Raw genomic sequence first — 14,917 nt, 5'->3', positions numbered from 1 at the left:
ACGCCGGGGCCGATAAGCGTTTTATTATCTTGCGCTCACCTTGGATTGTTGACAGGGTTCGACGTATGCCAAAGTCACGAGAGAAAGCTTTCGACGCGTCGAATGACGGCCCAGAGGACCCTGTGCGCGGGCCCCGCCCGGGCGTCGACTTCACGGTCCTCGTGCCCACCACGATCATCGCTCTCATCGTGGTGATCTGGGGCGCCATGTACACCACTTCGTTCGAGAACGCCGCCGGTGAGGCGTTCTCGTTGGTGGTGGACACGGTGGGATGGCTGTTCATCCTCGTCTCCACCACGGTCGTGGTCTACGCGATCTACCTGGCACTGTCCCGGTTCGGCGGCGTCCGGCTGGGTGGGGACGACGAGAAGCCGGAATACTCCACCCGGTCGTGGATCGCCATGATGTTCGCCGCGGGTATGGGGATCGGGTTGATGTTCTACGGCGTGTCCGAGCCGCTGACCCACTTCCAGGAGCCGCCGCCGGGGCAGGAGCAGCAGTACGACGTGGCCATGGCCACGACGACGTTCCACTGGACCCTGCACCCGTGGTCGATGTACGCGATCGTCGGGCTCGCGCTCGCCCTGGCCGCCTACCGCTTCAAGCGCGGCCACCTCATCTCCCAGGCGTTCGTTCCGCTCATCGGCGAGAAGCGGGCCGCGGGATGGATCGGCAAGGTCCTCGACATCGCGACCGTCGTCGCGACCATCTTCGGCACCGCGGCCTCGCTCGGCCTGGGTGCGCTGCAGATCCGGGCCGGGCTCAACGAGACCGGCGCGATCAGCGGTGGCGGCATCGCCCTGGTCGTGGGCGTCATCGTGGTCCTGGGCCTGGTGTTCCTCGCCTCGGCCGCCTCCGGGATCAGCCGCGGTATCCAGCTGCTGTCGAACATCAACCTCATCCTGGCGGTGTCACTCGCGCTGTTCGTGGCGATCTTCTCCGGCGCCCTGTTCTTCATGCTCGACCTCATCCCCACCACGATCGGCACCTACTTCTCCGACTTCTTCGACATGGCCTCCCGCACCGCGGTGAGCGAGAACGGTGAGGCCGCCGAGTGGCTCTCCGGGTGGACGGTCTTCTACTGGGCGTGGTGGATCTCCTGGTCGCCGTTCGTGGGCATGTTCCTGGCCCGTATCAGCCGTGGGCGCACTGTTCGCGAGTTCATCATCGGCGTGGTCCTGATCCCCAGCACCCTGTCGGTGGTCTGGTTCTCCATCTTCGGCGGCTTCGCCCTCTACCTCGAGGAGGCCGGACGCAGCGTCTTCGGCGACGGGTCCCTCGAGCCGCAACTGTTCAACCTGCTCCGCGAGCTGCCGCTCGCGCCCGTACTCATGGTGGTGGCGATGGTCCTCATCGCCATCTTCTTCATCACCTCCGCGGACTCGGCGTCGATCGTCATGGGCGGGATGGCCCAGCACGGCGTGGAGGAGCCGACCCGCTGGCTCGTCATGCTCATGGGCTCGTTCACCGCCGCCGTGGCGATCATCATGCTCGTGGCCGGTGACGGTGGCGGCGACGCCCTGTCGAGCCTGCAGAACATGACGATCATCGCCGCCTCGCCGTTCGTACTGGTGCTGATCGCGCTGTGCGTGTCCATCCACAAATCGCTCTCGCGAGATCCCGCGGCCGAGGCGGCCTGACGCGGTCCCGGCCCCCGCGGACGTGACCACTAGTCTGTAGCCCATGGCGAAGACAGTCCTGACCGCGGTCGCATGGCCGTACGCGAACGGCCCCCGGCACATCGGACACGTCTCGGGGTTCGGGGTGCCGTCGGACGTCTTCTCGCGCTACCAGCGGATGGCAGGCAACGACGTCCTCATGGTCTCGGGCACGGACGAGCACGGCACGCCGCTGCTCGTGCAGGCCGAGAAGGAGGGCGTGCCGGTCCAGGAGCTAGCGGACCGCTACAACCGGGTGATCGTGGACGACCTCGCCGGCCTGGGGCTGAGCTACGACCTGTTCACCCGCACCACCACGCGGAACCACTACGCGGTGGTGCAGGAACTGTTCCGGGGCCTGCACGCCAACGGCTACATGGTCGCCAAGACCACCACCGGTGCGGTGAGCCCGTCCACCGGGCGGACCCTGCCGGACCGCTACATCGAGGGCACCTGCCCCATCTGTGGTGACGACGGCGCCCGCGGGGACCAGTGCGACAACTGCGGCAACCAGCTCGACCCGGCGGACCTGAAGAACCCGGTCTCCAAGATCAACGGTGAGACGCCGAAGTTCATCGAGACCGAGCACTGGTTCCTCGACCTGCCCGCGCTCGCGGACTCGCTGGGGGACTGGCTCAAGGGGCGGAAGGACTGGCGACCCAACGTCCTCAAGTTCTCGCTCAACCTGCTCGAGGACCTGCGTCCGCGCGCCATGAGCCGCGACATCGACTGGGGGATCCCCATCCCGGTGGAGGGGTGGCAGGATCGCGGCGACAAGAAGCTCTACGTGTGGTTCGACGCCGTGGTCGGCTACCTGTCCGCTTCCATCGAGTGGGCGTGGCGCTCCGGCGAGCCTGAGGCGTGGCGACGGTGGTGGACCGACCCCGAGGCCGTGTCCCACTACTTCATGGGCAAGGACAACATCACCTTCCACTCGCAGATCTGGCCGGCCGAGCTCATCGGCTACGACGGCCGGGGCGCCCACGGCGGCGAGCCGGGGGCGCTGGGCGCACTGAACCTGCCCACCGAGGTGGTCTCGTCCGAGTTCCTCACCATGTCCGGGTCCAAGTTCTCGTCCTCGCGCGGCGTGGTGATCTACGTGCGCGACTTCCTGGCCGAGTTCGGCCCCGATGCGCTGCGCTACTTCATCTCGGTCGCGGGCCCGGAGAACCACGACACCGACTTCACCTGGGACGAGTATGTGCGCCGCACCAACTCCGAGCTGGTCGGCGGCTGGGGCAACCTCGTCAACCGCACCGTGTCGATGGCACACAAGAACTTCGGCGAGATCCCGCGGCCCGGCACCCTGTCCGACCTCGACGCCGAACTGCTGCGCGAGGCGGAGTCGGCCTTCGCCACCGTCGGCGCGCACCTCGAGCGCTCGCGGTTCAAGGCCGGCGCCACCGAGGCCATGCGCATCGTCGGCGCCGCCAACCGCTACATCGCCGCCACCGAGCCGTGGAAGCTGGCCAAGGAGCCCGACCAGCGCGAGCGCCTGGGTACCGTGCTGCACACCGCGCTGCAGGTGGTCTCCGACGCCAACACGCTGCTGACCCCGTACCTGCCGTCGGCCGCGCAGCAGATCCACGGCGCGATCGGCGGGCAGGGCGTGTGGGCCGCCGCCCCGCAGGTGCACGAGGTCACCGACGACATGCCGGTCGAGCTCGTCGGGGTCGGGCTGCCCGACGCTGGCCGCAGCTACCCGGTGATCATGGGTGACTACGCCGCCGAGCAGGCGCGGTGGGCGCGCACCGAGATCACCCCGGGCACCCCGCTGGCCAAGCCCAGCCCGCTGTTCGCCAAGGTCGACCCCGAGTTGGCCGAGACCGGGCCGAGCTGGGCGCCGATCCAGCAGGAGGACTGAGGCGACCGTATGGGTAAGCGCAAGCCCCGCCCCACTCCCGTCCTGCCCGAGTCGCTACCCGGGCTCGTCGACGCACACACGCACCTCTACTCCTGCGGTCACCGCACCGCCGACGAGGTGCGCGCCGCCGCAGACCGCGCCGCACTCGCCGGGGTCGCGGCCCTGGTCACGGTGGGCGACGACCTCGCCGAGTCCGAGGCCGTCGTGGCCGCCGCCGAAGCCGACGAGCGGGTGTACGCCGCCGTGGCCGTGCACCCCACCCGAGCCGCCGAGATCACCGACCCCGAGCGCGGCGAGCAGGTGCGGGCGCGCCTGCGCGAACTCGCCGCCCATCCGCGGGTCGTCGCGGTGGGGGAGACCGGCCTCGACCACTACTGGGTGGGGAAGATGGACGGCTGCGCCGACCCGGCCGAGCAGGAGGAGTCGCTGCGCTGGCACGCCGGGCTCGCCGCCGAGCTGGGCAAATGCCTGATGATCCACAATCGCGAGGCCGATGACGACCTGCTGCGTGTGCTCGCGGAGGTCGCCGGCCCGGGCTCGGGCATCCCGCACGTGATGCTCCACTGCTTCTCCTCGCCGCTGGAGGTGGCGCGGGAGGCGCTGGACCGCGGGTACGTGCTGTCGTTCACCGGCAACGTCACGTTCAAGGCCAACGACCACCTGCGCGAGGCGGCCCGCCTGGCCCCGGCCGGGCAGCTGCTCGTGGAGACCGACGCCCCGTACATGGCTCCCGAGCCGTTCCGGGGCGCCCGCAACGAGCCCGGCCTGGTGGGTTACACCGCCCGGGCGATCGCGGAGGTCCGGGGGCAGACGCCGGAGGACTTCGTGTCGGAGGTCGCCGACACCGCCCGCGCCGTGTTCGGCCTGACCGTCTGACGGGCGGGCCCGCCCGGGCCGACGACCGGTGTGGCGCGTGGTACTGGTGAGGGCTGAGTGGCGAATGTAACGAAACGTGACCTGAATACCTCGTCGTCGTCGACTCGTTCCCGCATGTCACGAGGGTCACGTTGCCCCGGCGCTGTCCGCTCGTTACGCTATCGTGATGAAACGCGAACGGCTGTACGGCAGTTCGCGGAGCTACCCGAGGAGAGAACCCACAAGTGGTTGACGACGCACGGACCGACACCCCCACGGGCGCCCGACCCACCGCGACCCGGGGCATGCTCGCCCCCGTCAAGCGACTCCACGAGTCCCGCTCCACCATGCTGCGGCTGTCCGTCGCCGGGATGCTCACCACCCTCGTGGTGGGTGGGGTGGCGGCGCTCGACCAGCGCACGCAGTACACCCTCGAGGTCGACGGCGAGCAGGTCGAATTGGTGACCTTCAGCTCCGACGTCCACGCCGCGCTCGCCGACGCCGGCTACAGCGTCGACGACCGGGACGTGGTGATCGCGCCCGGCGACCGCATCGACGACGGCGACACCGTCACCCTGCTGCGCGCCCGGCCCGTCACCGTCGAGGTCGACGGTCGCAGCGAGCAGGTGTGGACCACCGCCACCACCGTCGCCGACCTCGTGGCCGAGCGCGACGACGTCCCGCCCCGCAGCTACGTCAGCCCACGCATCGACGCGGACGTCCCGCTCGACGGCACCACCGTCTCCGTGGTGACCCCGCGCGAGGCGCTGCTGTCCGACCACGGCGGCCCCGCCACCCCGATGGCCTCACCCGGTGAGACGGTCGGGCAGTTCCTCGAGCGCGCCGGCATCACCCTCGGCCCGCTGGACACTGTCACCCCGGCCCCGGACGCCCCCGTCGAGCCCGGCACCGAGGTCACCATCACCCGGGTGGCCGTCGCCGAGGAGACCGCGGTCGAGCAGTTCGAGGCCCCCGAACAGACCACCGAGGACCCCGAGGCCACCGAGGGCGAGCGCACGGTCGTCGATCCCGGTGCCCCCGGCGAGCGCGAGGTCGTCTACACGATCACCCGCGTCAACGGTGTCGAGACCGAGCGCGCCCGCGGCGCGGAGAAGGTCCTCACCGAGGCCCGCCCCGCCGTCGTCCGCGTGGGCACCAAGCCCAAGCCCGCCGCGCCGGCCGTCTCGAACGGCGGCGTGTGGGACTCGATCGCCCAGTGCGAGTCGGGCGGGAACTGGAGCATCAACACCGGCAACGGGTACTCCGGCGGGCTGCAGTTCGCCGCCGGCACCTGGACCGGCCACGGCGGCGGCCAGTACGCGCCCAGCGCGCACCTCGCCACGCGTGAGCAGCAGATCGCGATCGCCGAGAAGGTCCGGGCCTCGCAGGGCTGGGGCGCCTGGCCCGCCTGCACCTCCAAGCTGGGTCTGCGCTGACCGGCCCGGACGCGACCTTCCGCGGGCAGGCCGACCCTCTCGGCCCGCAGGAGGTGCGCGCGCTCGCGGAGGAACTGGGCATCAAGCCCACCAAGACCCTTGGACAGAACTTCGTCCACGACGCCAATACGGTCCGCAAGATCGTCACCGCCTCCGGCGTGGGCCGAGACGACACGGTGATCGAGGTCGGGCCGGGCCTCGGGTCGCTGACCCTGCCGCTGCTCGACGCCGCCGGCCACGTGGTGGCCGTGGAGATCGACCCCGTGCTGGCCACGCGCCTGCCCCGGACCGTGGCCGAGCGGGCCCCGCAGCTCGCCGACGCACTGACCGTCGTGGGCGCCGACGCGCTCGCGGTCTCCGGCGCCGACCTGGGCGGCCCGGGGGTCCCGCCGCCGACCGCGCTGGTGGCCAACCTGCCCTACAACGTCTCCGTGCCCGTGCTCCTGCACATGCTCGCCGAGGTGCCGACCCTGCGCACCGCGCTGGTGATGGTGCAGCTCGAGGTGGCCGATCGCCTCGCCGCCGCCCCCGGCTCCCGCGTCTACGGGGTGCCCAGCGTCAAGGCCGGGTTCTTCGGCACCGTCCGCCGCACCGGCACCGTCGGCCGCAACGTCTTCTGGCCCGTCCCCAACGTCGAGTCGGGCCTGGTGCGGATCGACGCCTACCCCGAGGCCCCGTGGGACCTGGGCGAGGCACACCGGAAACGGGTGTTCGCGGTGGCCGACGCCGCGTTCGCCCAGCGTCGCAAGACCCTGCGCGCCGCCCTGTCCGGGTGGGCGGGCTCCGGCGCGAACGCCGAACTCGCGCTGACCGAGGCCGACGTCGACCCCAAGGCCCGCGGTGAACAACTCACCACCGCCGACTTCGTCCGGATCGCCGAGGCGGCGGTGCGGCTCGGGATCGGACCGGCGCACCGGGAGCCGTAGGCTGGTGGTCATGCCCCGCGACGCCTCCACCCCCGCCGGCGCGCGCGCCGTGACGGCCGTCGCCCCCGCCAAGATCAACCTCCACCTCGGCGTCGGTGACGTCCGCGGCGACGGTTACCACGACCTGCTCACCGTGTACCGGGCCGTGGACATGTGGGAGCGGGTCACCGTGTCGCTGGACGACGCCGACGACGACAGCGAGGTCGTCGTCACCGGGCCCGGGGCCCCGCAGGTGCCGACGGATCGGACCAATCTCGCCGCCCGGGCCGTCGACCTGCTCCGCGAGGAGGCGGGATCGGACGCCCGGATCGCCATCCGGATCCACAAGGGCGTCCCCGTGGCCGGCGGGATGGCCGGCGGCAGCGCGGACGCCGCCGCCGCGCTCGTGGCCACGGACCGGCTGCTCGGTCTGGGACTCAGCCGGGCGGCGCTGGAGGAGCGGGCCGCGCGGCTGGGCAGCGACGTGCCCTTCTGCATCCGCGGCGGCACGGCGTTGGGCACCGGACGCGGCGAGAAACTCGCGACGCTGCTTCACGCCCGCGCCGAGCAGCACATCGTGGTGGCCCTGGCCGACGGGGGACTGTCCACCCCGACGGTGTTCGCCGAGCTCGACCGGCTGCGCGCCGAGCGCGACCCTGCTGATCCCGGGCGCGACCCGGCTGATCCCGAGCGTGGCCTGCCGCGCGCGGGCGGGGTCGACCCGCTCGTGGCGGCCCTCGCCGGCGACGATCCCGCCGCCGTGGCCGGGCTGCTCGCCAACGACATGGAGGCCGCCGCGCTCTCGCTCATGCCCGCCCTCCGCCGGACCCTGTGCGTCGGCCGGGAGGCCGGGGCCCTGCACGGCATGGTCTCCGGCTCCGGCCCCACCTGCCTGTTCTTCTGCACCGACCGTGACCACGCGATCGCCGTCGCCGCCGAGATCAGCGAGCACGGCGTCGCCCGCGAGGTCCGCGTGACCCGCGGCCCGGTCGGCGGTGCGCACATCGTCGACGACCCCACAGGAAAGTAGAGATGGCCCCCACCAACCTCATCAACCTCGAGCAGTGCTCGGTCTCCTTCGGGATCCGGCAGGTGCTCGACAACGTCTCACTGGGCGTCAACGCCGGCGACCGCATCGGCGTCGTCGGCCTCAACGGGGGCGGCAAGACCACCCTGCTGGAGATCCTCACCGGCGTGGCCGAGCCCGACTCCGGGCGCGTCTCGCAGGTCAGCGGTCTGCGGATCGCCGTGGTCACGCAGCGCACGGAGCTCGCCGCCGACACCGTGGGCCAGGCCGTGGTCGGCGGGCTCGGCCTCGCGGTCCACGAGTGGGCCGGTGACGCCCGCGTCCGCGCGGTGCTCGACGGCATCGGGATCCACGACCTGGGACTGGACACGCCCGTCGCGGATCTGTCCGGCGGTGAGCGGCGCCGGGTGTCGCTCGCCGCGGCCCTCGTGCAGGATTTGGACCTGCTCGTGTTGGACGAGCCGACCAACCATCTCGACGTCGAGGGGGTCCAGTGGTTGGCGGACCACCTCGTCGCGCGATCGAGTGCGCTCGTCGTCGTCACCCACGACCGGTGGTTCCTCGACACGATCGCCACCCACACCTGGGAGGTGGTCGACGGCCACGTCGAGCAGTACGAGGGTGGCTACAACGACTGGGTGTTCGCGCTCGCCGAGCGCGACCGCCAGGCCGCGGCCACCGAGTCGCGTCGTCAGAACCTCATGCGCAAAGAACTCGCGTGGCTGCGCCGCGGCGCCCCGGCGCGGACGTCCAAGCCGCGCTATCGCATCGAGGCGGCCGAGGCGCTCATCAAGGACGTGCCGCCGCCCCGCGACTCGCTACAGCTGTCGAGCTTCGCCGCGCGGCGCCTCGGTAAAGTCGTGATCGAGCTCGAGGACGTGCGCCTCGACGCCCCCGACGGCCGCACCCTCGTCGACGACCTCACCTGGCGACTGGCCCCCGGCGAGCGAGTGGGCCTCGTCGGCGTCAACGGTTCCGGCAAGACCACGCTCCTGCGGGCGCTCGCCGGTGAGGCCCCTCTCGCCGCGGGCAGCCGCAAGGAGGGCAAGACCATCCGGATCGGGTGGTTGCGGCAGGAACTCGACGACCTGCCGCTGGACCAGCGGGTGCTCGAGGCGATCGAGGACGTCGCCGCCCAGGTGGCATTCGGCAAGGACGAGCTCACCGCCTCCCAGCTGGCCGAGCGGCTGGGCTTTTCGCCGGCCCGTCAGCGCACGCCCGTCGGCGACCTGTCCGGCGGCGAGCGACGGCGCCTGCAGTTGACGCGCGTGCTCATGGCCGAGCCCAACGTCCTGCTGCTCGACGAGCCCACCAACGACCTCGACATCGACACGCTGCGTCAACTCGAGGACCTGCTCGACGGCTGGCCCGGCACGATGGTCGTCATCTCGCACGACCGCTACCTCGTCGAGCGCATCTGTGACTCGGTGTGGGCGCTGTTCGGCGACGGCCAGCTCACCAACCTCCCGCGCGGCATCGACGAATACCTCGAGCGCCGTCGCGTCGCCGGGGCGGCGGGCGACTCGGGCAAGGTGTCGCGCTCCGCGCCGGGCGCCGGGTCTGCTTCGGCTGGCGGTTCTGTGGCTGGCGGCGCGGACGGGTCTGCCACGGCTCCCGCCCTCTCCGCCGCCGAGGAGCGGGCACTCACCAAGGAGATGTCGAAGATCGAGCGGCAGATGGGCAAGCTCGACAAGCGCGAGGCCGAGCTCCACAAGGCCATGGCCGATGTCTCGGCAGGGGCGATGGACACCGAGAAGCTGGCCGCCCTGGACCGCGAGCTCAAGGACGTCTCCGCGGAGAAGGACACGCTCGAGGAGCGCTGGATGGAACTGGGCGAGCAAATCGAGGGTTGAGTCGCCCGGCCGGCCGACCTAGGCAGCCGACTGCGACCCTGGTTCGCTCTCGGCAGCGTGTAGTCGCTGTTCCGCCTGAGCGCGCAGGTACCTCCGTTCGGAGGCGCGACGGTGCCGGGTGTGCGGTTGGCGCTGCGATCCGGGGATGCTGTCACCGGTTCTGCCGGCTTCGGCGGCCTCCTTCTGTAGCCGGGAGCGTTCGGGGTGTCGCGGTGCGCCGAACTCCGCCAATGGGCCGGTGGGGGTGGTGATGACGCGTGTCCCGGGGTCCTTGTCGGGATGGTTCGGACCATGGATCCACACGTAGTCCCCGTCAGGGCTCCGGTAGTAGGCCCAGATGCCATCGGTCTTGAGGCGATGGTGGGTGCGGCAGATGCTGCCGAGGTCGTCGCTGGTGGTGTATCCGCCGCGCTGGGGATCCTCGTGGTCGAAGGGGATGATGTGGTCGAGGTCCGTCTTGTCCGCCGGGGTCTGGCAGCCCGGGAAGACGCAGGTGCCGTCGCGGCCTCGACAGAAGCGCGCCAGTGCCTCCGAGGGGCTGTACCGGCGGGACGCCTCACTGTCCGGGTCCGCGAGCGTGTCGATCGCGTCGAGCCTGCGTCTGGCGAATCGCTGCAGTTCGTCGGACGTGAAGCGACTGACGGGGCCATAACCTGCCACGAACAGTCCCCGGAAGTCCGCGTCCCCGTCGTCGTAGGCGTGGATCACGACCCGGCGGGCCGCGGCCATCGCGTCCGGGTCCGTGGGGTGGTCTCCGTCGGGTGCGGGCAGACAGGTCCAGCCGCGGCTCAGGGCGAGGAGGCCGGCGGCCCTGAGTTGCCCGATCGACCGGGGGTCGTCTGTTGCGGCGGTGCGGACCAGGGCTTCGATCCGTTCAGTGATCTCCAGGCCGTCGACGGCTGAGATGGTCGCGGTGAGCAGCGCGAGATCGCCCGTGACCGGCGTCATCTTCACGTTCTGCTCTCGCCGAGCCTGTTGTGCGCGGGCGTCCGCTCCCACGGGGTCGCAGCTCGCGACGTGCTTGCTGAGCATCTTGCGCAGTGGCCCGATCCTGGGAGGGTGGGTTCGGCGCCTCGTCGGTGCGAGTCCCTCGCTGATGCGGCGGTCGAGTTCCGGCATGAGACGGTCCTCCACCAGGGCGGTCTCCTCGGCGATGGCGTGGGCCGCGTCGACTCCGATCCACCCAGTCGTCAGCAGTGTCGCGGTGAGAGGCAGCCGCTCGGTCAGTTCTATGGCGGTGGCCACCAGCCGAAATGCCCCGCGGCGGGACAAAGCCATCGAGGCGCTCACCATGGTCGCCGCCGTGTCCAGGGGATCGCGTCGCTGGTCGTTCTGGGTTGACCTGGATACGCAGTCGTACGCATAGGCCACAGTGCGGCCTTCGGCAGCGTTGATCGCCCGCTGCGCGAGATAGCCGCGTCGCTGTCCGGGGTCCCATCGGCTGAAGGCCTCAGGGACGACGACGTCGGTGGCGGGGGTAGGCACCGTCGTGAATCCCGGCGGGGTCACGAACGGCGAGTGGGCGGTGTCTGTTGGGCTCATGGTTCGACTGTATGTTCGAGGTACGACATGGTCGGAAGAAGTGGCTGTCACGGCCGTGACCTGCGGTGCCCTGGATGCCCCGTTCAGGGCGCCGCAGGTCAGACGGCACTGCAGCTCAGACGGCACTGCGGTTCAGACGGCACTGCGGTTCAGACGGAGGCGTGGACGGCAGCCAGAAGTGCGTCGGCGTAGGTGAGGCATGGCGGTACGGCGTGCCACCGCGCCCGGGCGCTCTATGGATACCGCCAGGCCGTGGGCCCGGGCGGCGTCTGCAGCCTCGTGACCTGCGGTGCCCTGGATGCCCCGTCCAGGGCACCGCAGGTCGGACGGCACCGCGGTTCAGACGGTGGCGTGGATCGCGGCCAGCAGGGCGCCGGGATCTGTGAGATCCGGCAGGACGGCGTGGGCGCCGGCGGCGCGGAGGTCGTCGGCGGAAACCCTGCCGGTGGCGACAGCCACGCAGACGGCACCCGCGGCGCGCGCCCCGCGGACATCGTGCACGTGATCGCCCACGACCACCGACCGCCCGGGGGTCACGTCCACACCGCGGGCCCGGGCGGCGGCGAGGGCGTCGCGGACGAGGTGGGCGCGGTCCGCGTGGTGATCACCGAACGCGCCGAGTCCGGGATCGGGCAGCCCGTCGAAGCCACAGAGCCGCAGCTTGAGCAGCGCCGTCCGCCGCATGTTGCCCGTGACGATCCCCTGGTGCAGTCGCGGGTCCGCGGCCAGGGCGGCGACAGCTTCGTGGGCGCCGGGCAGGGGACCGCCACCTCCGGCCAGGAGATCGTCCCCGAACGTTTCGCAGCGCCGGGCCACGGCGTCCATGAGGGAATGGACCACCTCGTCGTCGTCGACACCTATCCCGTTGATCTCGAGCAGATCGGTGAGGATCGCGCGGTCGGTCCGTCCGGCGAAGGACACGCCCATGACGGGGTCGCGGCCGAGGAGGTCGGCGAGCGCCGGGGTGATCATGCGGGTCCCGAAACCGGCGGGGTCGAGGAGGGTGAGGTCGAGGTCCCACAGGACCAGTACGTCGCTCACGTCCCGAACGTCTCCAGCAGCGGCGCCAGCCAGGTGATGAGGAAGGTGCGGAGGTCGTCGTCGGAGCGGGCCTCGGGCGAGTCCAGGCACAGCACCGACCAGCCCACGTGCACGCCCACCTCCGCGACCAGGTCCAGGCGGCCGGCCAGTTGCGGGAACCGCTCGGCGGCGGGGACGAGGAGCTCGACCGCGTACTGGCGGGCCCGTTCGGCGGAGCCGGGGTCGAAGATGGGGTTCGAGCCGCCGCCGAGCGTGAGCGCGCGCAGCAGGGGATCGTCGAGGATGCAGTGGCGGCCCACGACCACGATCTCCACGATCAGCTCGAGGGGCGTCGTCGCGGCGTCGAGCACATCGGTGAACGCGCCGGTGAGCATGGTGAGTCGCTCGGAGACGGCCTGCGAGACCAGGTCCTCGCGGCTGCCGAAGATGGAGTAGACGGTCTGGCGGCTGACCTCGGCCTGCTTGGCGACCGCGGCGATCGTGACGCCCCCGAAACCGGCGCGCCCGATGACGGCTCGGGTGGCGTCGAGGATGGAGTCGCGGGAGCGCACCCCGCCAGTATCCCGGACGCCGCCGGACGCCGTGCCTAAAAGACGGCGCCCTCAGAAGACGGCGCCCACGTCCTGCCGCACGATCCTGTCCAGCGGGCGCTCGGCGATCGCGGCGATGGTCAGCGACGGGTTGCACGCGGCGGTCGTGCCGGGGATGAGCGCGCCGTCGACGACGTACAGCCCGCGCTGGCCCGGGACGCGGCCGTCGAGGTCGCAGACCTGTCCCATGACGGCGCCGCCGAGCGGGTGCCAGGTGGAGTTGAGCATGCGGTTGGTGTCCGTGAGGTGGCCGGTCGGGCCGGCGATGTCGCGTGCGGTGCGGTCGACGTGGGTGAGGATGTTGGAGCCGCCGCCGGCCGGCCATCGGATGATCCCGCGGTCCTGCGCGGAGTCGTAGACGACCCGACCGCGGTCGGCGCTGACGCCGTAGCCGACCATCACCGTGGTGTGGGGGTCCGGTCCGAACGGCGGGAGCGAGGCCTGGATGACGGTGTGGGCGGTGGCGGGGTCGGACCAGTTGAGACTGCCGTAGACCACGGGCCCGCCCTGGACGGCGCCGAACCCGGCGGTGGGGTCGGTCCACAGGTAGATGCGGTCGGCGTTGGAGCCCCAGCCGCTGCCGACGGCGTCGGGCAGGTCGGTGACGGCGTCGGTGGCGGCGGCGCGGGTGAGCAGGGTGGAGGTGCCCACCGAGCCGGCGGCCATGATCAGTGCCGGGGCCCGCATCGACAGCGTCCGGACGAGCCGTCCGGCGGTGTCGAGGACCTCCACGTCCAGCTCCCAGCGGCCGTCGGGAGGCGGCGCATCGCGCGCACATCGTGCAGAGGCCGGACGTCGACCAGGCCCGTGGCCTCGGCGCGGGCGAGTTAGGTGACGTCGACGGAGTGTTTGCCACCGTTGTTGACCCCCAGGGAGCTGTCGCCGTTGGTGTAGGACGGGCGCATCTCGCCGCGCAGTTCCGCCAGGGCGTAGTCCCAGTCCATCGGCATGGGGATCTTGCGCAGGGGCAGCCCGGCGTCGCGGACGCGCTGGGCGAAAACGCGGGAGGCGGCGTACCGGGGCGCGGCGACGAGCTCGTCGGGGGCCTCGGCGAGGCGCAGCATCCGGGAGACGCGTGGGTAGTACTCGCGCTCCATCTCGCGCCAGTCGATCGCGCCGGGGGACCACGTGTGGAACAGCTCCTCGGTGGGTTGTAGTGCCATGCCCTGGTAGATGAGGGAGCCGCCGCCGACGCCGGTGGCGCAGACGGACGTCATGTTCTCGCCGACGGACGCCTCGAGCAGGCCGGTGTGGCGCGGGAGGTCCACGGGGCGGCCGAACACCTCGGCCGGCGGGCGGAACCACGGGGCGCGCTCGTCGGGGGAGGTGGCGCTGGGGAAGGTGGTGGAGCCCGGTCCGGTGGGCCAGCGACGGCCTCGTTCGACGACGACGACGGCGACGCCCGCCTCAGCGAGACGAAGCGCTGAGATGCCGCCGCCGAATCCGCTCCCGACCACGATGCACCGGTGGTCCTGCACATCGTGGGGGATCCGTCCGGGTGCGGGGGAGTCGGTCGCGGCGCCGGCGGAGTCGCTCGGCCGGGCGGCAGCCGCGGGGTCGGTGGCCAGGGCGGCGACCCCGGCGGCGGCGACGGTGCCGAGGAAGCCCCGGCGGGAGATGTGCCGCATGGGCGTGAAACTAGTGTCGCGTGTCGTTAGTTCCTAAATGCTTGGGTGTTTGGGAGAATGGGTCATGCCCAATAACCCGGCTCCGGCTTTGATTCTTCGTGATGGTGACCGCGAGGAGTTGGAGTCGTGGACGCGGTCAACGTCGATCCAATCGGGGTTGGCGATGCGGGCGCGGATTATCCTGCTCGCGGCGGAAGGTCAGGCGAACTCTCGGATCGCTGACCGGGAGCGAACGACGCCGACGACGGTGTGGAAGTGGCGAGGCAGGTATGAGGCGGATGGGATCGCGGGCCTGTTCGACGAGTCGCGCTCTGGCCGGCCGAAGCGGATAGATGACCAGAAGATCATCACCACGACGTTGACTCCTCCGCCGAAGAAGTACGGGGTGACGCACTGGTCCTCACGCCTGCTGGCGGATCATCTGAAGATCGGTAACGCCACCGTGGCCAGGGCGTGGTGCAAGGTCGGGGTGCAGACTTGGCGGGGCGGGACGGTCCAGTTCTCCACCGATCCCGAAC

At 71.3% G+C, this 14,917-nt stretch carries 11 protein-coding genes and 1 pseudogene; 8 read left to right on the top strand and 4 right to left on the bottom strand.

Features of this window, described 5'->3' with window-relative positions; all coding sequences use genetic code 11:
* Positions 1–65: 65 nt before the first annotated feature.
* The 7 genes from G6R20_RS11160 to G6R20_RS11130 all read left to right on the top strand — a co-directional run bounded on the left by G6R20_RS11160 (position 66) and on the right by G6R20_RS11130 (position 9,598).
* Positions 66–1,640 (top strand): BCCT family transporter, encoded by a 1,575-nt coding sequence (locus G6R20_RS11160; protein WP_163376468.1) that lies wholly within the window; start codon positions 66–68, stop codon positions 1,638–1,640.
* Positions 1,641–1,683: 43 nt separating this feature from the next.
* Positions 1,684–3,522: a methionine--tRNA ligase gene (gene metG / locus G6R20_RS11155; protein WP_067713310.1), complete on the top strand. Its 1,839-nt coding sequence runs from the start codon at positions 1,684–1,686 to the stop codon at positions 3,520–3,522.
* 9 nt (positions 3,523–3,531) lie between these two features.
* Positions 3,532–4,398, top strand: coding sequence for a TatD family hydrolase (locus tag G6R20_RS11150; RefSeq protein ID WP_120283932.1), 867 nt, complete (start codon positions 3,532–3,534; stop codon positions 4,396–4,398).
* Positions 4,399–4,622: 224 nt separating this feature from the next.
* On the top strand, positions 4,623–5,813 hold the full coding sequence (locus G6R20_RS19005; RefSeq protein WP_132061700.1) for a resuscitation-promoting factor: 1,191 nt from the start codon (positions 4,623–4,625) through the stop codon (positions 5,811–5,813).
* Positions 5,810–6,739, top strand: coding sequence for a 16S rRNA (adenine(1518)-N(6)/adenine(1519)-N(6))-dimethyltransferase RsmA (gene rsmA, locus G6R20_RS11140; protein WP_067713441.1), 930 nt, complete (start codon positions 5,810–5,812; stop codon positions 6,737–6,739). Before G6R20_RS19005 ends, rsmA begins: the two co-directional genes overlap by 4 nt.
* Positions 6,740–6,749: 10 nt before the next feature.
* Entirely contained in the window at positions 6,750–7,748 is a 999-nt protein-coding gene (locus tag G6R20_RS11135) for a 4-(cytidine 5'-diphospho)-2-C-methyl-D-erythritol kinase (RefSeq protein ID WP_163376467.1), read from the top strand.
* 2 nt (positions 7,749–7,750) lie between these two features.
* Positions 7,751–9,598 (top strand): ABC-F family ATP-binding cassette domain-containing protein, encoded by a 1,848-nt coding sequence (locus G6R20_RS11130; RefSeq protein ID WP_163376466.1) that lies wholly within the window; start codon positions 7,751–7,753, stop codon positions 9,596–9,598.
* Positions 9,599–9,616: 18 nt separating this feature from the next.
* Here the strand turns inward: G6R20_RS11130 and G6R20_RS11125 are convergent, their stop codons facing one another.
* The 4 genes and pseudogenes from G6R20_RS11125 to G6R20_RS11110 form a co-directional block, all read right to left on the bottom strand.
* Complete coding sequence (locus tag G6R20_RS11125; RefSeq protein ID WP_163376465.1) at positions 9,617–11,140, bottom strand: HNH endonuclease signature motif containing protein; 1,524 nt, start codon at positions 11,138–11,140, stop codon at positions 9,617–9,619.
* A gap of 339 nt (positions 11,141–11,479) precedes the next feature.
* Complete coding sequence (locus G6R20_RS11120; protein ID WP_163376464.1) at positions 11,480–12,181, bottom strand: HAD hydrolase-like protein; 702 nt, start codon at positions 12,179–12,181, stop codon at positions 11,480–11,482.
* Positions 12,178–12,732, bottom strand: a complete 555-nt coding sequence (locus G6R20_RS11115; RefSeq protein ID WP_163376463.1) for a TetR/AcrR family transcriptional regulator — start codon at positions 12,730–12,732, stop codon at positions 12,178–12,180. Before G6R20_RS11115 ends, G6R20_RS11120 begins: the two co-directional genes overlap by 4 nt.
* 51 nt (positions 12,733–12,783) lie before the next feature.
* Positions 12,784–14,399, bottom strand: a pseudogene (locus G6R20_RS11110) (GMC oxidoreductase).
* A 64-nt stretch (positions 14,400–14,463) separates the two neighbouring features.
* Between G6R20_RS11110 and G6R20_RS11105 the strand changes: the two are divergent.
* Positions 14,464–14,917 (top strand): helix-turn-helix domain-containing protein (locus tag G6R20_RS11105; protein WP_163376462.1); only part of this gene is annotated, 454 nt, incomplete at its 3' end.

Origin of the sequence: Dietzia sp. Alg238-R159, assembly GCF_900537145.1 — a bacterium.
GTDB classification, from domain to species: domain Bacteria; phylum Actinomycetota; class Actinomycetes; order Mycobacteriales; family Mycobacteriaceae; genus Dietzia; species Dietzia kunjamensis.
Note: the sequence above shows the minus strand (reverse complement) of the source record. Positions and strands in the feature narration are given on the sequence as shown.